This is a genomic window from Paenibacillus sp. NPDC057934 (assembly GCF_042887565.1).
In the GTDB taxonomy this organism is placed as follows: Bacteria; Bacillota; Bacilli; order Paenibacillales; family Paenibacillaceae; genus Paenibacillus_AQ.
Genome location: NZ_JBHVPB010000003.1, coordinates 285,711 through 309,139, shown reverse-complemented (window position 1 = coordinate 309,139; position 23,429 = coordinate 285,711). Strand labels below are relative to the sequence as shown.

Annotated in this window: 14 protein-coding genes; 3 read left to right on the top strand and 11 right to left on the bottom strand. The window is 45.9% G+C overall.

The genetic code is table 11. The features are described from left to right. Positions 1-161: 161 nt before the first annotated feature. The 8 genes from ACFVRY_RS08850 to ACFVRY_RS08815 form a co-directional block, all read right to left on the bottom strand. Positions 162-8,075, bottom strand: coding sequence for an NHL domain-containing protein (locus tag ACFVRY_RS08850; protein WP_387499303.1), 7,914 nt, complete (start codon positions 8,073-8,075; stop codon positions 162-164). Between the two features lie 265 nt (positions 8,076-8,340). Beyond that, positions 8,341-9,066, bottom strand: a complete 726-nt coding sequence (locus ACFVRY_RS08845; RefSeq protein WP_387499301.1) for a response regulator transcription factor — start codon at positions 9,064-9,066, stop codon at positions 8,341-8,343. Next, positions 9,063-11,165 carry a sensor histidine kinase gene (locus ACFVRY_RS08840; protein ID WP_387499299.1) on the bottom strand — a complete coding sequence of 701 codons (2,103 nt, stop codon included), beginning with the start codon at positions 11,163-11,165 and terminating at the stop codon, positions 9,063-9,065. Before ACFVRY_RS08840 ends, ACFVRY_RS08845 begins: the two co-directional genes overlap by 4 nt. Positions 11,166-12,439: 1,274 nt before the next feature. Continuing rightward, complete coding sequence (locus ACFVRY_RS08835; RefSeq protein ID WP_387499297.1) at positions 12,440-13,192, bottom strand: glycoside hydrolase family 16 protein; 753 nt, start codon at positions 13,190-13,192, stop codon at positions 12,440-12,442. Between the two features lie 11 nt (positions 13,193-13,203). After that, positions 13,204-14,265 (bottom strand): CDP-glucose 4,6-dehydratase, encoded by a 1,062-nt coding sequence (gene rfbG / locus ACFVRY_RS08830; RefSeq protein ID WP_387499295.1) that lies wholly within the window; start codon positions 14,263-14,265, stop codon positions 13,204-13,206. After that, positions 14,243-15,034, bottom strand: a complete 792-nt coding sequence (locus ACFVRY_RS08825; protein ID WP_387499293.1) for a sugar phosphate nucleotidyltransferase — start codon at positions 15,032-15,034, stop codon at positions 14,243-14,245. The genes rfbG and ACFVRY_RS08825 overlap by 23 nt, the downstream gene beginning before the upstream one ends. A gap of 13 nt (positions 15,035-15,047) precedes the next feature. After that, on the bottom strand, positions 15,048-16,034 hold the full coding sequence (locus ACFVRY_RS08820) for a glycosyltransferase family 2 protein (RefSeq protein ID WP_387499291.1): 987 nt from the start codon (positions 16,032-16,034) through the stop codon (positions 15,048-15,050). A 198-nt stretch (positions 16,035-16,232) separates the two neighbouring features. Continuing rightward, on the bottom strand, positions 16,233-16,814 hold the full coding sequence (locus ACFVRY_RS08815; protein WP_387499289.1) for a TetR/AcrR family transcriptional regulator: 582 nt from the start codon (positions 16,812-16,814) through the stop codon (positions 16,233-16,235). Between the two features lie 493 nt (positions 16,815-17,307). Between ACFVRY_RS08815 and ACFVRY_RS08810 the strand changes: the two genes are divergently transcribed. From ACFVRY_RS08810 to ACFVRY_RS08800, 3 genes are all read left to right on the top strand, one after another. Beyond that, entirely contained in the window at positions 17,308-18,489 is a 1,182-nt protein-coding gene (locus tag ACFVRY_RS08810) for an MFS transporter (RefSeq protein ID WP_387499722.1), read from the top strand. Between the two features lie 301 nt (positions 18,490-18,790). Beyond that, the gene (locus ACFVRY_RS08805) at positions 18,791-19,009 is read left to right on the top strand and encodes a PspC domain-containing protein (RefSeq protein ID WP_387499287.1); all 219 of its coding nucleotides are present in this window, start codon (positions 18,791-18,793) and stop codon (positions 19,007-19,009) included. A 53-nt stretch (positions 19,010-19,062) separates the two neighbouring features. After that, a complete protein-coding gene (locus ACFVRY_RS08800) occupies positions 19,063-19,755 on the top strand; it encodes a PspA/IM30 family protein (RefSeq protein WP_387499285.1) in 693 nt (230 codons plus the stop codon). 178 nt (positions 19,756-19,933) lie between these two features. Here the strand turns inward: ACFVRY_RS08800 and ACFVRY_RS08795 are convergent, their stop codons facing one another. From ACFVRY_RS08795 to ACFVRY_RS08785, 3 genes are all read right to left on the bottom strand, one after another. After that, entirely contained in the window at positions 19,934-20,629 is a 696-nt protein-coding gene (locus tag ACFVRY_RS08795; protein ID WP_387499283.1) for a DNA alkylation repair protein, read from the bottom strand. 54 nt (positions 20,630-20,683) lie between these two features. After that, the gene (locus ACFVRY_RS08790) at positions 20,684-21,301 is read right to left on the bottom strand and encodes a DNA-3-methyladenine glycosylase family protein (RefSeq protein WP_387499281.1); all 618 of its coding nucleotides are present in this window, start codon (positions 21,299-21,301) and stop codon (positions 20,684-20,686) included. Between the two features lie 767 nt (positions 21,302-22,068). After that, complete coding sequence (locus tag ACFVRY_RS08785; protein ID WP_387499279.1) at positions 22,069-23,406, bottom strand: LLM class flavin-dependent oxidoreductase; 1,338 nt, start codon at positions 23,404-23,406, stop codon at positions 22,069-22,071. Between the last annotated feature and the right edge of the window lie 23 nt (positions 23,407-23,429).

The window sequence follows — 23,429 nt, the reverse complement described above, 5'->3', positions numbered from 1 at the left end:
CAGTGGTGAGAACTACGGGTTCATGGTCCTTTTATTCTATGTGGGCAGGGGCCTAGAAGTGCATGTACGGAGGAAATAGGTACAAGTTATTCTGGCACCAGAACCTAAAAAATCACATTCTGAGCATAACCTGCTACAGAATGTGATTTTTTATTGTGCTATTACGGTTTAATAACGTTGATCAACATAACAACCATTTCTGCTCTTGTTGCATTGGCACCCGGTTTAAAGGTTCCACCCGGATAACCATTAATGGCCTTGTTTGATGATAATGCGGCTATACTTTCAGCGGCCCATGACGGGATATCGTCAGAGAATGATTTGACATTATTCATGTCAGCTTTTAGCTTAAACGCATTTTGTATAAGTACCGCAAGCTCTGCTCTTGTTATATTGGAATTTGAGTTCACATAAAACTTCCCATTAACTTTTGAGCCGTTTATTAGCCCATTTACATATGCTGCCGCGATACTAGGCCTGCTCCATTCTGGCACACTGTCCCAGTCAGCAAAATGCAATGCAGCTTTATTAAGATCTGCTGGAAGGCCTAAAGTTAGCTTCTTAGCTCTAGCTAATATTGTAATAGCTTCTCTTCTTTTTGTATTGCTGTTCGGATCAAAGATATCGACTGATCTGCCGTTTATAAGGCCTAGTGCATAAGCTTTTTCAATAGCTTGTTCTGCCCAAGGCGCTTCTAAATGCACATCCTTAAATGTTGATTTTACAACACCACTGCTTGGAGTCTTATCATCAGTTTTTGTTGTGTCATCTTTTGGAGAAGCAGGTTTAGTTGCGCCACTATCTTGTGAAGCAGGATTAGATGTGTTGCTGTTTGGACTAGGAGACGAAGAACTATCCCCTCCGTTGTAGCTTGTAGTTCTAGCTATAACTACATCATCTTGTGCAGAATTACCGAACGAATCCGTTGCTGTTATGGTGCTGTAAGCCTGCAATCCAGCACTCAACGTTCCTTTGATTGTAAAATTGCCGCGTTCGTCGGCCTTTACCTGATTCCCAAAATTATCTCTCACGGTTATAAATGGCTGTGTGCTGCCTTGAATTTGATAATAGCCGTTTTGGTCCGTGACTATAGTGCCTTTGGAATCAGTATTTACAAATAACGCAGGAGCATCGTTGTTATAATGAACAACTAGACTGTAGCTCGACTTATCGCCATCTTGGTTTTCAGCCACAATTTTAATGATGCTTGAACGGTTTGTATCACTGATCGCAACGGGAACGGAAATCGTACTCTCATAATCGGCACTGCTGTAAATCGTATTGAAGTTAGGTTTGCTCGTCTCCGAGTTAATTGTTCCGTCGCTTTGCAATACGGTAATTTTACTGTCTAGATTCACATTTGTCCCATCCTTTTGATTAAGGAAAGTGGATACAATATCCAGATTTAAATTTCCATTCACGTAAAGTAAATTGCCCGCTTGTTCGTCTGTTATCACATTTCCGATACTAGATGTAACATTCAACACCGGAGTTCGCGGAACAGGTACAAAGGCAACATTTGAAACCGTCGGGTTGCCGTAAAATTGAGCTGAGCTTGTATCTGTTTTATCGGCATATGAAAAAGAAGATACCATGATTTTGTAACTACTGCCTGGAGTCATTCCTGAAAAATCAACTGTAAATGCTCCATCGACAGCATAGTCTGGTGAGATAATGTAACTGATCGGTACGCCGGCGTGAGGAATTTGATTGCCCGTAGCCTTTCCATCGCTCCCAATTTCATCTGTATAAGATATAGGTGTCATTACAGCTCTACCTTGATCATCAAACAAGTTGACCAGATAACCATCCGCACCGGGAACCGCATTCCACGCAGCCTTTAATGTTCCACCACCGCCTGCTGATACGGAAACAGAGCTTACAGCACCAGGTGCCAGCGGATTGGTTGTGACCAAAGCTTGCTTAGCATTCATGCTGGAATAAGGTATATTTTTATCTTTATTGTCCTTAGGTATGCCAATAAGCGCAATTCTAGGATAATAACTTCCGCTTTGCAAATGACTCAATTCAGATTGCGAGAATACATAACTGCCGCTTATTCCACCGTTCACAACCTGTGCCGGATCAACGTTAATCGTCTGAATTAGAACGCCAGGGCTTAGGTTTGCTTTGTCATCGCCATTGTCGGTGGACAAATGTACTTGCACTTGGTAGGTTTCATTGACTGTATCCAAGCCTTTAAGTGTCCAACTAACGGTTTTTGTTTTCGAATCAAGCACTGCACTGTCGGTTTGCGGAATCGGAATGATGTTAAGAACAGCACTTGCAAAAGGCTGGCCTGACGCGGACGAAATCGTCCAGTCTCCTGCTTGATGGCCTAGCTTAAACATAATCGTATCGTCGGACAAAAAGGCGGCGTTAGCATTTGGATCATCATAATAGATGCTTCCGTCACTCAACGTTTTGGGAAACGTGATGGCATACGGATGACCTTCCGGATCTGTGATGCTGAAATCGTTAGTGCTGCCAGTTACCGTAACCGCGTAATCCTGTGTCAAGCCTGCAGGAAATGTTATCGTATGAATCGTAGATGCGTCATTCGTCTTGATCGTCGGCTGATCGGACACACCCAAAGAAGCGGCCATTAACATTCGCCCTGCTGCCTGGGAAGGGCTGGTAGCTACTACTTTAATATTGGAGAAGCTTTGCATCTCGCCCGCGAATTTGCCGTTCTCATCATAGTATGTCTGCGTATTGTCCATTTGACTGGAAGCCAACAAGGATCTTGATACAGATACTGATTTACTTCCAAAATTATAATCCGCTTTAAGACCAAAGCCCAAAATAGAGAACGTAGCAAAAGCGTTGCTGTTGCTCAAGCCAACTCCCATTTGACGCAAAGTTAGCGGTCCGGCGGTAATATTACCAAACCATGTGCGAGCCAAGGTTATTTTAGGAATTTGTACAGTTCCCTGAAGCAGGCCATAAAAATCCGTCTTTCGCTTCGGATCACTATAGGAAGTAACATTGGCTTTCCCCTGTGCCAGTATGACTTCAAAATTTTTCAGTATATTGGCATCAAGATCCACTTGGAAACTAACTTTATCCATATCCCTATACAAACCCGCTCTAAATGACTTAAACAAATCGATTCCCAAGAGATTAGGCATACCCGTCAGTTGAACCATTGAAGGTCCTAACACCAGTTCTAGATTATTAAAGTGCAATGGTTTTTTATCAGCGGGTACACCAGGAGGACCTACATCCAACTGACCGTACAACATAAACACGATTGGTGGTATGCCTTTATAATTTTTGGTTATATAATCAGCAAGACCGTCAACACCGCCACCAACTTTACTTAAAATAACAGTAGGCAAGATCGGAAGCCCCGCCTCTGAACCGACGATTAACTTCACTTTATTAGGTAAAAATGTGCCGTCAATTCGCTTTAAAACCCCGCTGGCAGCTATTTTCGCTAGCTTCGTGTCTAAGTCAAATCCCAGTCCGTATACTTTTTCAAAAGTATCAATTGATCCTTCAATAGACACTCTGTTATTAAGTTTAAAACCGGGAAGCAGCTTTTCATAAAAATCACTTGGAGGCGTTATGGCCCCTCCGGCTTGAAGGCCTTTATAAACCAGTCGTCCTTGTTCATTCAGACCATATTGAAGTCTGTCTATATTCAGCGAAAGCCCAAATTCTTGTCCGCCCGGTGCCATGATTCCCACAAAAACCTTACCTTCAAACATGAAGTTCTTACCAATTAACAAAGCGCCAGTAATCTTTGCTGTAGACCCGCTGTCAATGACAGCTAATCCCCCGAGATTGACATCCACATTATCAATTTTAATATTTTGATTATTTGGGAACTTCCAATCGCCTGTATCCCCTTTTTGGTACTCCTCGATATCGTACTCGATTCCTTTTTTCAGTTCGATTTTCGAATTCCCCCTCATAAAGGTCATACCGCCTGCGGCCATGCTGACATTCTTGGCATCAACCGTTACATTCCCGTTTCCGGAATCCGTAACCTTCAGCTTACCCTCCCTTTCCATATAACTACTGACTACAGAATTAATAATCGTTGTGTCGCTGAATTGATATTCTCTTCCAGTGACAGCGAATTTCCCTTTCATTGTAAGTATGGACTTTCTGCTACCCAACTGTTGATTAATGTCTGTATCGTCCGCCCCAATAATGACAGAATGACTCTGATTCGATGACACAACAGCTAATACACCAAAGGTCTTATGACTCAATTCCTGTTCCGTTTGGATGGTTAATGATTTCTGCACGCCGTTTGCAGAAATATAATAGGTTACATTTTTGTCCTTTGGCAGCATATTACTAGGCACCTTTATTTCAAAAGAGGTTGAAGTTATGTTTGATAAAGTGGCCTGTTGGGTTGGATTCGAGGATGTACCGATGTACACCTTTTGATCTCCGTTTGTACTATTCATGTTGGTTCCATTTACCACTATGGTCGTAAATAAACCAGGCAATTTTGAATTTGCGCTTAACGCTTGAATGAGTCTTCCCTTATTAGCAGATTTGATTTTATCCATTAAAGTAATACTTTGCGGATTTGTTTTCAAACTGCTAAGGTCAGCTTTATAGGTGCTTATATTCTGATTTTGAGAATCTGTACTTTCATAGATAGAATCGATATAAGATGCTGTACCATCGCTATTTGTAACTTTTATTTGCGGAGTATGCGTATTATTGGAATCATCCGGTACAGTAAAGTTAAAAGTAAATGGCTGATTTTTCAGCACATTTGCCGGATAAGCCGAAAACTGCGCCTCAGTTTTGGTATTTTGCGTACCCTTGTATACAGGAATTCCTGCATAATCATTAAACTCGGCAACAATAGTTACTCCTTCATTGGAAGATACTTGACGACCGCTAGGATAAATGACATAACTATCACTTATGCTTGAATCGAACGCATGACTACTCTTGTCTAAGGTAGAGATTACAGTATTGTCCGATGTTCTTATAAAACGGACAACTGACAACATTTTGTGCGGGTCGGTATTCGTAATTTGAAAACTTACTCGATCTCCCGGATAATAATTTTTGGTGTCAGATGTAATTTGAGCGCTGCTATTATTTTTAGCTGCGGTCGTTATCGCAATTGACGGATTGGCTACGATATTCACTGTTATGTTTGCATCGGTGTAAGGCATAACAAAAGAGTAGGAACCATTGTCATTCTTAGTAACCGGCACAACTTCATTAAAGAGCGCCGATCTTACATCAATACCGGTAATTGAATAAAATTTCGTATTGTAGTTGCCAGGATTAATTGTAACCTTCTCTCCCGCCTTTGCACTCGCTGGCGCGCTTGCTGTTGCCTGAACAAAAGTCGAGCCGCCCGAAAGCGTTGGATGGATCACGTTATCTATTGTTTGCCTTACATTTATGTTGTGTGGAGCATTTGCATTAGTACTTGATTTTACAACAACAGATACAGGCTCATTCGGCATTGTAAATGTATATTGGAATTTATAATTAATCGTGTCAAAAAGTGTGTTCGTCAGCTCAACCAACTTGGAGGTTTTTGTACCGACTAATTGGACGCCATTAGGAATAACTGCGTTTGAGGAAAGACTCAAGGTCAATTTATCTCCGGCAGTAAAATACTGTGCGGCGTTGTACTGATTCGGATAGACATTTCTTGAGCTGTCCGTATAAGCAGCTGTGCCTGTAAAATTGGTCAAATGATTAATCGAATACGCCGCATCCGTTTTTACAGTTATGGTTACTGTTCTGTTCGTTTGCGTGGAATTTCCTTTAATGTTTAAATTCAAGCCCCAAGCACTATGCGTGGTATCTGGTGTTAAATTGACCAGTACATTGTTTCCCTTATCATCGACAGCCGTAACGCTTTTAACCACTACAGGCTTTAATTGAGACGGGGAAACCGAAGTATTCGCCAATTCTATGCCGAAATCACTTCCGCCAGCAATATTCACCCCCTGTGCAGGAATGGTGGCGCCATTATGATAGGCTTGAAAGTAAGTCGTGTTATCCAGGTTCACTTTGACCAAATTCTGAAAAGTTGCCGGCCAGGTTGCGACAATGGTTAGCGTATCGTTTGTTTTAACCGTACTTGATACCGTTGCTGTAAATGTGCCTGCACCTAGATTGGTAATTCGGCTAGTTAAATCCTGCGCTCCGTTTTTCCCGTATGCATTAGCTGCTGCGTCAAACACATAGCCTGTATCGGCTGTGAGTACATATTTCGTTTTATAAGCTGTACCCGACAAGTAGGCTCCGCTTGCTGGCGCATAAGCCCCGCCGCTCGACCATGTTACAGCCGCTGTTGCATGGTTAAATGTATTCGTTCCGTCAGCTTGGGTCGCGCCTGTCACGGGTGTAGCTGTCCCGATGGTCAGATCGGTGGCCGCCAACGTTGTATTACCTTTCTGTGGAATTGCACTTACTTCGTTAGAGTAACTGATAGAGCCTGTAGCGTTGCTTGCTTGTACTGCAAAATAGTAAGTTGTTCCGTTCGTCAGCTCCAATGCTGTGTAGCTGTTGGTTGCTCCGCTGACGGTCGCAACCGGAGTGGAGTCATAGCGCCCTGTTGCCGTTCCCTGGTAAACATCATATGTAACGGTTTCCGGTACACTGCTCCAGTTCAACGTCACCTGTCCGTTGCCAGCTGTCGCTGTCAGCTCGATCGTTGCTGCAGCAGGCTTTCTCTCAGCCGTCACGGTATACGTTTGTTTCGACGTACCATCCTGCGCCTTCACCTCGACGGTAATTGTGTTATTGCTCCCCACGTTCAGATCGATCGCTCCCGATGCTGAACCACTCTTCACAGGCATACCATTTACGGTTACGGCCGAGCTGCTATCGCCCGCCGTTGGTGTTACCGTGATGCTGCTCACGCTGTTTGCCACGCTCGCTGTGTAGCTTTTCACACCCGGCACAAATGCCGGACTCAGCGTTCCGCTCGACAACGTCAAGTTACTCAAACTAGCATCGCTAGATAGGCCTACCTTTCGAATCCGGTTATTACTCGAATCAGCTATGTATACATTATCATTTCTGTCCACAGCTACCCCATTCGGGTAGAACAATTGGGCCGACGTCGCTGCTCCTCCGTCTCCTGAATAGCCCGCCTCCCCCGTACCCGCCACCGTGCCCATGATACCGGTCAATCTATCTACTTTCCGAGTCCGGTGGTTAGTAGTATCGGCTATATATATATTACCGCTGCTGTCCAAAGCTACGTCAGTCACGTTGCTCATGGTGGTTAGTATCGCTGGTTGTCCATCTTCAGTAAAGCCAGTACCCCCTGTGCCCGCTACCGTGTTGATGATACCCGTCAACTTATCAACTTTCCGGATCGTGTTGCTTCCATTCTCCGCTATATATAGATTATCGTCGCTGTCAAAAGCTACTCCTGACGGGAAACTCAAGGGGGCCGAGGTCGCTGCTTCTCCGTCTCCTGAGTAGTCAGCAATCCCCGTGCCCGCCACCGTACTGATGATACCCGTCAACTTATCTACTTTTCGGATCCGCTGGTTATAATGATCCGCGAAATACATATTTCCGTTGCTGTCAAAAGCTAGTTTCTCCGGGTAGTTCAACTGGGCTAATGTTGCCGCTTCTCCGTCTCCCGAATAGCCAACATCCCCCGTACCCACTACCGTTCTGATGATACCCGTCGATTGTTCTACTTTTCGAATCGTGTGGTTTCCAGTATCCGTTATATACAGATCTCCACTGCTGTCAATAGCTACTCCCATCGGTTCTTGCAACTGTGCCGAGGTCGCCGCTCCTCCGTCTCCCGAATAGCCAATAATCCCCGTACCCGCGACCGTACTGATGTACCCCGTCGACTTGTCCACCTTCCGAACGACTGCGTTACTTCTATCCGCTATATACACATCCCCGTTGCTGTCTACAGTCATTCCTCGTGGATCGTTTAACTGAGCTGACGTCGCTGCCTCTCCATCTCCTGAATATCCGGCGGTCCCTCTGCCAGCTATGCTGCTGATCGTTGTACCCTCGCTTGCCGTGTAGGCAACAGGGGGCAAAGCTAGTAGCAAGGCTAACGACAAACTCATCATGCGCCTTATCATGCGCCTTTTCATGGATGTTTTTCCTCCTAAAGTATGATTAATCACAGTGTTTTTCCTGATTGTATTTTATCATGATAGTTTAGCCCATTAATGAAACTCAAAGAAAACTTTAAGTTCGCGCTCGGCCTTTTCTTATCACTATAAGAATTAAGGAATGTCCTATCGTAACAGTGCATAAAAAAAGCGTCGTAAGGGAGATATTCCTACGTCGCTATTGTTTAATACATTCGATCTTTTAAGTTTAACGGCAGAAGTAGTCACACTACCAACCTTAACGCTATGTTCGCGTTTGCGATGCATTTCTGGCAACCAGCATATATCCGGCCCCCCGAACCGTAATGATTTTCTCCGGATGGACAGGGTCAGCCTCGATTTTTTTACGCAAATTACTGATGTGTACAGCGACCGTTCTCGTATCCTCCAGACTCTTCATTCCCCAGATGATCTGAAACAACGTATCGACACTGACGACAGTATTAACGTTTTGTGCCATATAGGACAGTAGACTGAACTCTTTTTTCGATAAAAAGACAGTTTTACTCTCTATGTTGACGGACTGTGCGTAGAAATCCAGCGTCAAACCCGGTAACTCCAGCAGTTGTTCCCTTCTGCCCGCCGACACTCTGCGAAGGTGAGCCTTGATCTTGGCCATGAGTACTCCCGGACTGAACGGCTTGGTCACATAATCATCGCCGCCATCAGATAATGCACTGATTTTCACCTCGTCTTCCTCACGACTGCTCAGAAACACGATCGGCGCATTCGTGTAGCTACGTGCGTTCCTGCACCAATCAATGCCGTTTTCATTAGCCAGCATTACATCCAGTACAATCAAATCCGGATCGAACGATTCAAGCAGCTTCATCGCTTCTGTCCCGCTATGACTGTAGGAGGATTTGTAACCCTCCCTCTCGCAATACATCTGAACAATCTCGCATATATGGGGATCATCATCGACGATCATTATTTTGTGAGTGTCTACCACACCGTCACCTTCTTTCATTTAACAATACAAGGAAGCGATACGTAGAATATCGATCCCGTCTTGCCGTCACTCTCCGCTCGAACCGTCCCTCCATGCCCTTGTATAATTTCCCTGCAAATCGCCAGCCCGAGCCCGCTGCCCTCTATACCATCCTCCACGTCCGGCCGATCATACTTGTAATTGCGATCAAAGATTTGCTCGAGCTGATCTGGAGGAATACCCGTGCCAGAGTCTTCTATGCTAATTATCGCATAGCGGGTATCTTTCACCTTGTTCACAGCTAGCGCAAGACGCACCACCCCACCTCTAGAGGTGAACTTCATTGCGTTCGACACTAGATTGAACAGCGCCTGATCTAGTCTTTGCGCATCCATCTCTACAACAGGCAGGCTTTGTCCTTGATTTTCCGCATCTCCGATTTCCAGCATGAAATCTAACCCTGCGTCACTTACAACCAACTCATATTGTTCATAGAATTGGCGCAAGAAGTCAATCACATGAACCGGCTCCATTCGGTACGAGACCTGTCCTGTCTCCAAATGCGACAAGAAGGACAACTCCTCAATCATACGGTTAACCCTTATCGTGTTATCCCGGATATACTTCAGGTACTGTTCATTTCGTTCCGGCTTGATCTTGTCCTGCACAGCTTCTACATACCCAAGCATGCTGGACAGCGGCATACGCAAATCGTGTGTAATATAGGCAAGAAGCTTTTTTCTCCCTTGCTCGGAGCGAAGCAACCGGTCATACGAAGTGCGGAGACCATCATGAGCTTCGGATAGGGCAGTTGTGCGTTCCTGCACAGTCCGTTCCAAATTCATATTCATTTCGGTCAACTGGTTGTTAGCGTCCTTCAGCTCACGTGCAATCCTCTCTTCGTTTGTTGCCGCCCTCGTAAATCTTGAAGAAAGCAGCATCATCTGCGCAATCGTAAATACCAACAGACCAAGCGGAGAGGTATTTCCGATTAGTGACCATTCGCTGTAATATAAAAAATCGTTGATGACAGTAGCCAAAGCAACCACCGACACCAGCAGGAAGATCAGCGCTCCCTCCATACGCCGCATAGCCACCCGGGCCAGTCCAACCATCAGATAAACCATATGCAGAACAATCATGATACCGATCAGCAGTAATAATTTTGTATAGATAAGTGCAGGGGCCACCACAATAATTATACAGAATGCGCCGGTGGGGATTCGCGTGCTAAGATGAAACCAACGCGACACATAATTGGGAAAAATGCAATCAAAGTACATCGTGATGATATAAGTACTGCTGCAAAGAATCAGGTACTCCATCTTGAACTGCAATTCCCACGGAATAGCTGGCCACAATTGTGTGATCAAGAACTCGCCGACCATCAGGGATCGGATACCAAACAACAGAGTGAACAGACCAAAATACAATGTAGCCCTGTCTTTGAGTCGCAGGATGAACAACAGCAGGTGATACACACCAATCACTAACAGACTTGCAGTTACGAACATCTCAGCAGCAATTCTCAGATTGGTCTTGACCGTTAACACATCACTGCCGCCGAGCTCTATATACTTGGTGATGCCGCCTCGCGCATGATGGAAGTTGGCGACTTGCATTACAAGCTCTACCCTGTCATTCTTGGGCTGGAAGAACACCAGCTTCGTTGCCAGATGCGGTGTCACGCTGCTCTTGTCCTGACCAACCACACCTACTTCCGCCAGTAACTCGCCATTACCCCATAATTTATACGCATGAAAGATGGTAGGCAGCCGCAGAGCAAGCCGCTCATTCCTATCCTGCTCGCTAAGCTTTATGACCAACCGAAAGGTTGCAAAGCCTGTACCGTTTAGCTTCTGATCATCTAACCGATAACCCAGCCAGGAGCTCGGGATACTGATCCAGCGGTCATCATTTCCATCCCTTGTTAAACGATTCTTTATTTCCTCAGGCGACAGTAGCTCTTTCCAATAGAATGTCCACTCCCCTGTTAACTTTACCGGATTCTCAGTGACATGAACCTGCGTTAAATCCAGAATGCCTTTTTTACTTTGTAGCTTAGGGGAATCCGGAGCAGAGATGACGGCATAGCTTACAGCCAAACCAAAAACAACGGCAGCAGCTATATAAAGCAAGATAGTACGAGAACCGAATCGGAAAATACCCCTCATTGATGAAACCGACCCCAATCTACAAGATGCGCGATAAGTTAGTTAATTCTCTAAACAATAACATCATTACAAGAAAATATGCCCTACAACTATCTACGAAGCGTTGAATACAAACATCACGATGAGGTTCTTTTTTATGAACGTAAGAAAACCGTCCACCCCCGAACGGATTCATTAACGTGCAAAACCAAGTCTTAAGGGACAGGTAACGAAGCAGACTCACCGATGCAGTTTACAGCGGTGTATTCGGACGCCGTTTTCTTACCCCACAGTGTGGCGTCTTGTTTTGAAAAATATATAGTTTTATTTCTACGAAATTCGACAAATATCCTGCATTGTAGTCGTTAATGCAATAAATTTTTTGTATTTTCAGTGTAATTAACCACTAGTCACTAAGAAGATGTCGATTCTCGCTTTACCCAAAATATCACCAGCGTTGCATTAATATTCTTGCAATCTGCTTAAGATTCGGTGAAAATGACCATAGGTAAAGAAAAATCCTTTACGATGGAATGGAAGGTAGTACCTGTCCATAATCCATAGAAAAGGATTAGCGTATGGATAATAATTCTTTATTTTTTCCATTTAGAAAATGACGTCCACTGATTTGTGCAGAGAGATTCTTTGAACGCATGACACGTTGAGACTCGTAATACACTTTCCCACGTTAGTAGAAGATATCGCCGCAAAGCTCTCTGATGTTCTTTAGAGGAAATATAATAATCACCTTCACGTTCTCTAAATCTCTAATCTCCCTTTTATATTATCACATTAGGAATACAAGTTGTGCTCGATCAACCACTGATCGAATCCTGTCTGTAATCGGTTAATCACTAGGCATCGCCGGCGCCGGCAATGTTATATTCATAATAGTCGTATCTAACATACACAAGAAGATCCCCATGCACATCACAGATATGGTTGTCTCTTCCTTTCACATTTCCACCTCTTTTCATTCGTTAAAGGGGGATAACGTAAGCATGCCTTGAACGTTTTTTTACCCGATACGGATCGGAGCATATATCCCTTTTGAACACTTGTATATTCCTCTATTTGGAAATTATAAAGCATCACATTCAGATCAAAATATCTCAAGAACATGTTGTTTCTCCAAACAAAAAAGCCAACCCAAGGGTTGGCTCATGGCATCCATCGAAAGCACTTTTATCCGAATTTTTAGCTATCCCAAGCTAAAAGCCTTTCGGTTTTCAGTGAAAAGAGTGTATAGTCACCTTCTACTACTCCGGTATCGACTGATACACTTTAATATAGTCAACAACCAGTTGCTGTGGAAACACAGTGGAATCATCCGGGTAACCCGGCCACCTACCTCCAACAGCCAAATTAACTTGCAAATAAAACGGTGCATTGAAGGGGGCCGGGAAGGGCAATCTCTCTCCTCCCGGAGAACTATGCCACTCATTCAGCCTAGAGTATTCCTGATTGTCCACATACCACGCAATTTCGCGTTCTGACCACTCTAGACTGAACAGATGGAAGTCCTCTGAAAACGCGGCTCCATTATTCAATGTGTACTCTCCGCTAGTATATGTATGTGGATGCCCATAATGAATTGTTCCATAAACAGTCCCCGGCTGATGGCCGATCATCTCCATAATGTCAATTTCCCCGCATGACGGCCATCCACGATAGAGCTTCTCATCCTCCGGCATCATCCAGAACGCAGGCCAAATACCCTGGCCTTTAGGAAGCCTGGCTCGAATCTCGACCTTTCCATATTGAAAAGAAAACTGGTTCTTAGTGATGATTTTCCCCGAAGTATAAGGATCGCTACCATATGCTTCTTCATGGGCTTCAATGATAAGCTTACCCTCATTGATCCTTACGTTCATGGTCCTATCCGTGTAATTCTGAAGCTCTTCATTGCCGTAGCCCCCTCCTCCTTGGACATAAGACCACAGCTTTGAATTCAAAACAGGTTGATCAAAATTTTCTTCCAGGACGAGTCTCCACTTCGCTTCACCGGGCATGGTTGTCCCTCCTATATGAATAACTCTTGCTTTTGTAGAAGATCCTGCGTATGATACAGGGCGATTTGCTCAAGGCAGAGCTGCTGAATATCTGCACTATCGCAGTGTTTGTACCAATCGACAGTCAATGCAATCATTTGTTTAAAGGAGAGCTTGGGCCGCCAATTCAGTATAATATTGGACTTGGTCGAATCAAGGGACAGAAGCTTCATTTCCTTAAATTGTCCCGCTTCCACACACAGCTCGTCCGAAATATTACAGACAGCATACACTTCATCAACTACTTCCTTTACGGTATAGCTATGCTCGGCCGGCGGCCCAAAGTTCCACGCTCCGCCATACTTCTGAGGCTGTTGATGCAGTTCTATCGCAAGCATCAAATAACCATGAAGCGAATCAAGAACATGCTGCCATGGGCGCGTAGATAGCGGATTTCGGACAGAAAGAGTCTGATTGGTTTCAATTGCCCTAAAAATATCTGGAATAAGTCTGTGTTCACCCCAATCTCCTCCCCCCACAACATTACCGGATCTTACCGTAGCTATTCCCATGGAAAATTGAGCGTAAGCATTTACCACTAATTCACAGCATGCCTTAGAAGAACTATAAGGATCGGAACCTCCCAGCGGATCAGACTCACGATATCCCCAGAACCCACCTGTATTTTCATAGCATTTGTCGGAAGTCACCATTATGGCGGCGCGAACACTGCTATCCCGTAGGCACTCCAAAATGTTGACTGTACCCATAACATTCACTTCAAGCGTCTCACGGGGATCAACATAGGATTTTTGCACAATAGGTTGAGCCGCAAGATGGAAGACTATTTCCGGTTGGACGGTTTTGAAAATGCCTGCCATAGCTGAATAATCCGTAATGTCTGCTGCGTAATGCGTAATCTTCTCCTTCAGCCCGCATAGTTGAAATAGTCCACGTGGATGCCCATCATCATTAGAGAGACCGTATACATCGGCTCCCATATGTGCCAGCCATAACGCCAGCCAACTGCCTTTGAAACCTGTATCCCCGGTAAGCAGCACTTTTTTTCCGTTATAAAACGTTGAGAGGTTCACGGTCCACAGCCCCTTTGTATATTTGCTGTTTCAGCATCAGCTCCAAATCCTGCTGATCTTTCTGAGTGTCCACAGATTTCCAGAATCCATTGTGCTCGTACATCATCAGTTGCCCGTCCTCTGCCAAGTTCTCTAGCGGCTCCCGTTCAAGAACACAATCATCTCCATCCGAAAGATACTGAAAAATATCCCGTTTAAAGAGAAAGAAACCACCATTGATACGATGATTCAGTCTAGGTTTCTCAGTGAATTGTCGGACGATGGACCCATGGTGTTCAATTAGCCCATACTGAGAGAAAGGTTGCACCCCACTTACGGTTCCTATTCTGCCATGAGCAGCGTGAAAGCTGTACAAACTGTGCAAGTCTATATCAGCAATGCCATCGCCATAGGTGGCAAAAAAGTGATCGGAAGTAATATATTTGCGGACAGCGTTAAGCCTCGCACCAGTCATGACATCAAGCCCAGTATCAACCATAGTAATCGTCCGGCTAGCACGATTTTTATGATGAATTTGTACGATGTCATCACCGTCCAGCGTAATATCATTTTTGTAATACACTTCATGAAGAAAATAGTCCTTAATCTTGTTGGCCTTATAACCCAGACACAAAATAAAGTCATTAAATCCATACCTCATAAAAGTGTCCATGACATGGGAAATCAGCGGGGCACCATTGATCTCAACAAGCGGCTTGGGAATATCTGTGGTGACTTGATTCATTCGTGTTCCACGCCCGCCGCAGAAAATAACAACCGGACAGACCATACTCACTCATCCTCTACCAAAAATATGTATCCAACTTGTCGGTAAGAAAGCGGATATAATCCGCCGATACTCTTGAATCCTGTGACAACAGCCGATAGAAGCGATCCGCATCCATGTGGGTGAACTCCACCTCATCCATAAAAGTTCTCGCCCACAAATAAAACTCCAACCGGTTGTATTTACGGCAAAGATACTTCAGGTTTACCCTAAGTTCATCCCGTTCCTCTTCCCGCCTAGGGTGTTCTTGATGATAGTTCCGCGCTTCATTGTTAAAAGAAAAATAATAACCTTGCGAGTGCAGCCTATAGAAAAAATCGTTATCATCACATCCCCAGCCCTTGATCGCCTCGTCAAATACAATCCCTGCTCCCCGAGCCTTGTTGTATGCACAATTGCCGCCCGTTGCCATAATAAAGCCGAAGTTCTCCATAAAAGACAAGAACTCCTCAGAACGGCGTACAGCAGGAAAATTATCGAATGTTTCATCCTCGTCCCATGGGTGAAAATAAGATTGACGCCGTGTATGAATTTCATCTGGGGTTGAAAGTACCAACGTGCTCCCGTACTTCAACTCTTCTTGAAGACCCGAATAATCCTCAGTAAACAGCCAGAGCGGGGTTCGTTTCTTAAGGATGGTCAATATGGGATGTTTCCCCCCGATGCTAATGCATCTTGTGTCCTGTAGACTCTCTAAATGAGCTTCAACAAACCGCGGGCAGGGAATGCGATCGTCATCAGTTTGAATAATGTCATCATAGCCGGCTGCCTTTAATCCAGCATTGCGGGCATTTGGGGATTCAACCTTACTCTCCAGCTTGACCTCCTTAATATCAAGTGTATCGGAGAATTCACGCAATAGTTCTTCAGTGCCATCGGTACAACCATTGTTGACGACAACCAGTTCAAACTGACTGAATGACTGCTCCTGGTATCCGCGCAATGTGTATTCCAAATACTCCCGTTTATTATGCGTAGGAATAATAACTGAACACTTTCTCATTTCATCCCCCAATCTACCAACATATTGAAATAAATTCCATAATTAATTATTGTTGTTTCTTTTTTGTTTCGTCAATAATAATTGATGTTAATTGTATTATTTTAGGAATAAGTTCTTTATTTTGACACTTTTTGTCACACGTGGTCTCCTTAACGCAAAAAGCCAACCCCAAGGGCTGGCCCATTCACATATACAATTTCACTTGATCATCGTCAGTGCCATTTGGATGGCGTTGTCGGCAAAAGAGCGCTCCGGGCGCGCCTTCATCATCACCGTAAGCCCGATCAACGTGATGGCTAGCCCCTGTGCCAGGGCTTTTATTGAAGTATCACCCGCAAGCTCGCCTGAGTGTACCCCCTGTTCTATTCTTTCCTGAAAAATCGTAGCCAGGTACATCTGATGTTCCCGCGTCAGAATCTCGAATTTCTCGTCATGGGGAGCAAGCTCCACCATGGTATTGATACAGAAGCATCCCCTGCTGGGCCCTTCCGCGTATTCCTCTTCTACGATCCCTTCGAACAAGACACGAAAAGATTCCTTGACCGTTATCCCCTTTTGCAGCTTGGACCTAATACCGGAAGCATGAAGCTGGGTATACCTACGCAGCGCAGTTTCGAATAACTGCTTCTTGTCCCCAAACGCCGCATACAGACTGGGGCGCTGGATGCCCATTTCCGATGTCAAATCATTCAAGGAAGACGCCTCGAACCCCTTCTCCCAAAACACCCGCATCGCCGCATCCAGCGCCTTCCCTTCATCAAATTCCCGCTGTCGAACCATATTTATCAACTCTTTTCATATCGTTCAGTATGTTATGATTTTAAGGTTTTAGATAAAGTTTGTCAAATTGATGGGACTCACATAGTAGATATACAAGTCGAACTTAAGCTTCTCACTTAAGGCTTGGTCGTCACTACGATGAATATTTAGACTTCCGGTCGCGGTTGAAATCTGGCGGTGGCTTAGGCTTTCGATGCAAGCTTTCCTGCGGAAATCTTTCTGGAAAGTCCTTTGCTCCTAAACAGTTCCAAACCTCCCCCTCGTTCCTTCCCTCTCTTAGTTATTTTCTTGTATTCGTCTTATATAATAAATCAATTTTCAATTAAACCAGTGGAATTATCCTGACACTCACTCTACAACAAATAAAATTTCACTGGATTCTTTTCATACTTAACAGTATATTATACTAATCAGTATAAATTAAAAAAAGGAGATATACTCTGTGAACAATCACATCCCTGAATCACAAATCCCCGTGTCTGCCAATAATACTATGCCCTCAACCTCGCGGCTTCCGGCATCGGGGATATCCCGATCGGTGGCCCTGTTATTCGCCATTGCCTGTGGGCTAGCCGTCTCTAACATTTATTATGCCCAGCCGCTACTGGACACCCTTGCGAGTGAATTTTCCATCTCCCATTCTTCCATTGGAGTGGTTATCACTATTACTCAGATCTGCTATGCTCTTGGGTTGCTGCTGTTAGTCCCACTAGGTGATCTGCTGAACAGACGCAAGCTCATTGTGAGCCAGATGGCATTATCTGTACTGGCTCTTATCACCGTAGGATTTGCACCTGGGATTAATGTACTCTTCATCGGCCTGGGCATCGTTGGTCTGCTTGCCGTTGTGACACAAGTACTTGTCGCCTTCGCCGCGACACTGGCCGCTCCCGCTGAACGCGGCCGTATCGTCGGCCTTGTCACCAGCGGGATTGTCATTGGCATTCTGCTCGCGCGTACGGTCGCAGGTGTGCTGACCGACCTTGCCGGCTGGCGTTCCGTCTACCTGTTCTCCGCCGGAATGATGGCCATTATAGCGTTGATCCTGCTGCGGATCTTGCCATCGGAACAGAAACGCGCGTCATTATCGTATCCGCAGCTGCTGCGCTCGGTTCTCGCGCTATTCGTGCAGGAGCGGATTCTGCGGGTCCGCGCGGTACTTGCGCTGCTGATCTTTATGGCGTTCAGCATTCTTTGGACCTCTCTCGTGCTGCCGCTCAGCGCGCCGCCCTTCTCCCTTTCGCATACGGCCATCGGAGCTTTTGGCCTGGCTGGTGTCGCCGGTGCCCTCGCAGCAGCTCGGGCCGGGGTGCTGGCCGACCGAGGATTCGGCCAACGTACCACCGGACTAGCTCTTATTTTGCTGCTGTCTTCATGGGGGCTAATTTCACTGCTGCACTACTCACTGCTCGCACTGCTAGGTGGTATTATTCTTCTGGACTTGGCAGTCCAGGCCGTACATGTTACCAACCAGAGCCTGATTTTTAATGTGCGACCTGAAGCTCGGAGCCGACTCACCGCCGGATACATGGTCTTTTACTCCATAGGAAGTGCATCCGGCTCCCTCGCTTCAACCTATGTGTATGCCTATGGAGGCTGGAATGCAGTGTGCTTGCTAGGCGCTGCTGTCAGCGCTGCGGCCCTTCTGTTCTGGGCACTGACCCGACGGAGTTGAAACTCCTGAAGGGGAGGACATTCTCATATCACTACAAACTAAGCAGTTCCCACGTGCCGGGAACTGCTTTTTTGATGCTATCTAATCTTTTCATGCTCTATCATGACTATTTACACCACCTCATCACGTTTTCCCACAGGCATCCCCGTCTTTCAGCGGGAGCCTTCCCCGCCTTAGGTCGAGTGCATAAAACCGTCCTCAGGCCGTTTTGCGAATCCTCAAAAGATCCTACAATAAGAACATAAGCAAGCCGGTTAAACAAATTCAGATAAAACTCACCCATAAGAGAGGAAGATATAGCATGACAAAATTATACCGTTCCAGAAATGATAAGAAACTTAGTGGTCTGTGTGGAGGAATAGCCCAATGGCTAGGCATTGATGCAACAATCCTGCGGGTGATTACGGTGGTAGCAGCATTCTTCAGCTTTGGTACAGTAGCACTGCTGTACATCATCTTGAGCATTCTGGTTCCCCAAGAGCCGTATGGCAACTTTTCTGATAGACACGATTTCTATTAATCCACCGTTGCCCTGTCCACTGAAACCAAACTAACAATGAGGAGAGATTACTTATGAGTATCTTGAATAGAATTGCAACCCTGACTAAAGCCGCACTGAACGAAGGCCTGAACAAACTGGAGAATCCCATCCTATTGACTGGACAATACCTACGCGATCTTGAGGAAGAAATTGAAACGGCAGAACGCAATGAGCGTGATCTGCAAGTCGCCGCGAACGTGCTGGAGCGTCGCAAGCAAGAGTACACAAAACTAGTGGAACAAAGTGAATCCGAGGCCGTTAATGCTATGGCCCAAGGCAATGAAGAAGCGGCCCGCCTGGCTGTGATGGCCAAACTGCGGTACACCGAAAGTATTCAGGAATGTGCATCCGGTCTGGAAGAGACTCGGCAAACGCTGGCTACACTCGAAGCCAACATTACCAGAGCCAAAGAAGAGCGCACCAGGTTGAAGGCTAAAAGAGCCGAACTCGCAGAACGTGCCCGCAAAGCATCGGAGACCATCCAATCAACTCCCCGCAGCAATGGCGGCAGTGCCAATGACTATGGAAAATATGGCTTGAATGCTAACACGGCTTCCCGTGGTTTCGAACGTATGGAGGAGAAAATTACCGAATGGGAAGTGCTGGCGGAACAATCCGGCCACAGTGCCCGCGCGTCAGCTTATCCAGCAGTAGACCCCAAGCTGAGCCAAGCTGTAGATCTTGAACTGGAGCGCCTGCGCAGTCAAAAGAACAACGGGAAATAAGGGCACAACCAGTCTGATATCCAAACCGTTTTCATTCTGCACAATAAACGAAACCCCACCGATCCAACTTCGGACTGGTGGGGTTTCGTTTCGTTTTTTATACTACTGTTGGAACGACATCTCATTTTCTGCTTACTTGGCTATCACGCCAAGTTCCAAGAAGATATGTAGCAGCGCTTCACCTGCGTTTTATACTCCGAATTATCTGCTTCTCCTCTGAGCTGACACGGTAAGATTCCGTAATTTTTTGCAACGTTTTATTGAATGTAAAATCATCAAGGAAGTTATGTCTCAGATAAGCCATTACCCGTTCAGGATGTTTGATATAACAAATGGATAAAGCCCAGGCCACAGCCATTTTTACATAATATCCTTCATGCTTGATTACATCCAGCCTTGCTAGTACCCGATCCATATCCTCACCTTCGACGTAAAAATTCAAAATCATAACCACTGCAAACCGGATCTCATATTCCTCGTCGGATGCTAGATAAGACTGAAGAAAGTCCCACACCCGCTCACGATGGCTGCTGGTGAACTTCAGCCCGACGCAGAAGCTGTCGCATACCGACCAGTTATCAATCTTGGGTACAAAAGTGGCGATATACTTCAGCATCTCTTCAATATCTGCATCCTTGCGGCTCGACGCATAACCGATGGCCATGCCCTGCAACATGACTTCCTCAAAGTATTCACTGTCTGCCTGCTCCAGATAGGTCCGCCAATCTTCCCGTGCAATCCCTTTCGCTAACTTGCGAAGCTCGGGCAATCGTATTCCCATGATGTTGGATACATTCGGGATGAGTCCAGCAGAGAATTTTTGATACTCTGTATCGGTTAATAGCAACAGCTGCTCCCTTATGGTTTTATCCATTCTGATTACTACCTGTCCTTCCTTCTTAACATGCCTTGCAGTTTCAATGCGTATCTATTCAAAAGAAAGCTCCCACAGGTAAATCGATGCCACAGAACCCCAAGGGGAATAGCGCCTACGGTATTGTTCGAACTGTTCCTTGTTCAGGCTCTGAAGCCCGTAGAGCTTTATCATTCCACGCCTTATCGCTATATCTCCCCAGCTTACGATATCCGGGCGCTCCATGGAATTGATCAGTAGCATCTCTGCGGTCCATCGGCCAATTCCGGGTAATGCTGTCAGTCTGGATATGACTTCCTGATCTGACAGTCCACGCAGACTTTCCAAATCGAGTTCCCTCTGCGCCACGGTATGAGCAATCGCCTCGATACAGCGGGCTTTTTTCATCGTCATGCCGCAGCGCTGGATATCATCTGCCGGATATATAAGCAAATTCTGCGGGGTAATCTCGCCAAGTTGTACCTGCATTCTTCTCCAGACTGTGGCCGTCGCTTTCGCAGAGATTAATTGCCCCACGATGGCATGAACCAACGCAGCGAACAGATCCGGAATAATGACTCTTTCCACACGGCCAAGACGCTGCATTGCAGCTCCAAGCGTGGCATCTGCTTGTCCCAGCGCCTCTATTTGTTCATCCCCATATTCGAAAATCTTGGTCACAACCGTTACCACTCGCATCCCTCCAGAAAGCTTCCTTTCGTTCACCATGAATGGCCTGCAGCACTACTATACCTTAATCCAGCCATTCCTGCTGATACACTGGAATAAGACCGCAAGATAACAACACTAATGACTAAATAGAACACATTTAAAGAACAAACATAGCCAAGAAAAATGAGAGATTATATAAGAAGGATCGAAGTGTAATTAACGGCATTTTCGCACCTTTGATTTTCCAGAATACCCCATAAAGATTGCTTTTTTTTGAAAAAAAGATACAATAACGACCTTATTGTCCACTTTTTAAAATATTCAAGAAAAATAATGTACAAATGCTGTTAGTTAGGGAGCCGGCCCCTCTTGTTCACTGTTAAAACGGCTGGTGAAGGGGAATATACCGCTTCTAGTGGTTGAAATCTGTCGACATTCTATGTTCCGGTGCTAGCTTTCCTATGGAAAGTATTCAGGCGAGCGCTTTGCGCCTACAGTTCCAAACTTCTAGTATTTTAAGCGAATACTAGTTCACTTTTCCCCTATCAAAATATCCCCAATAATGATTTTAATTCAAAATATAATACTTTTAATGATATATCATCTTTAAAACAGACACCCCAACATATATTATGTTAAAAGAAAACGCCGATCCGCCCCATCGGGTGGCCTTAATCGTCTCTGTAAAAACGCAAGGGCAAGGCGGCAAATATGCCACCTTGCCCGAACAAAAATCACAAAAAAAGTCATGGCCGCCTCTGCAAAAGCAGAGCGCCATGACTTTTCTATTAGATGCTGCCTGCGGTTTCCGAAGTCTTCACATACCGGTTCTCCGGTACCTGCAGTCCAAGGTTGCCACGCAGTGTATCACTCTCGTATTCTGTACGGAACAGCCCACGCTCTTGCAGGATCGGCACGACCCGTTCCACAAATTGCTCCAGCCCGCCCGGTACAGATTCCGCGATCATGAAGCCATCTGCCGCTTCCGATTCGAACCAGGTCTGAATCTGATCCGCTACCTGTTCCGGCGTACCGATGAAGCTCGTACGCGGCGTAGCCGATTGCAGAGCTACTTGACGCAAGGTCAGGCCTTGCTCCTTGGCATCCTTCTTGATCTTGTCAGTCCCGCTCTGGAAGCTGTTTCTGCCCAGATCGCCCAGTTCAGGGAACGGCTCATCCAGCGGATATTGGGAGAAGTCATGATGCTCGAAGAATCGTCCCAAATAGTTAAGCGCATTCTCAATCGTTACCAGGCCAGCAACCTCCTGATATTTGCGCTCTGCCTCTTCCTCCGTATCACCAATGATTGGCCCGATGCCTGGGAAGATTAACACTTCGTCCGGATTGCGGCCGGATGCTGCCACGCGGGCTTTGACATCACGATAGAATTCCTGTGCGGATTCTATTGTATCATGGCCTGTGAACACCGCGTCCGCTTCCTGCGAGGCATAGTTCCGGCCAACCTCAGACGAGCCTGCCTGGAAAATGACCGGCTGCCCCTGCTTGGAGCGGGCAATATTAAGCGGCCCTTTTACGGAGAAGAACTCGCCCTCGTGGTTCAAGGTGTGCACCTTCTCCGGATCAAAGAAGACGCCGGATTCCTTATCGCGGACAAAAGCATCATCCTCCCAGGAATCCCATAGTCCGCGGGTAACTTCCAGATATTCCGTAGCAATCCGATACCGTTTGCTGTGGTCTGGATGCTCTTTTTTACCATAGTTCAGGGCGGAGCCTTCCAGTGGAGAGGTTACCACATTCCAGCCTGCACGGCCGCCGCTGATCACATCCAGCGAACCGAACTGGCGGGCAACCGTGAACGGCTCGCTGTAGGAGGTGGACAAGGTGCCTACCAGCCCGATGTTGGTGCTGACGGCAGCCAATGCGCTGAGAATGGTCAACGGCTCGAAACGGTTCAGGAAATGCGGAATAGACTTCTCATTGATATACAGACCATCTGCGATAAAAATCAGATCCAGCTTGCCTTCCTCAGCCTTCTGTACCCACGATTTGTAAAGCTCAAAATTCACGCTAGCATCCGGTTTGGCATCAGGGTGACGCCACGTAGAAGTGCTTCCCCCTACTCCGTGCAGCAAGGCTCCCAGTTTCAATTGTTTTGACTTCGCCATATTCTCTCTCCTCCTAAAAATGT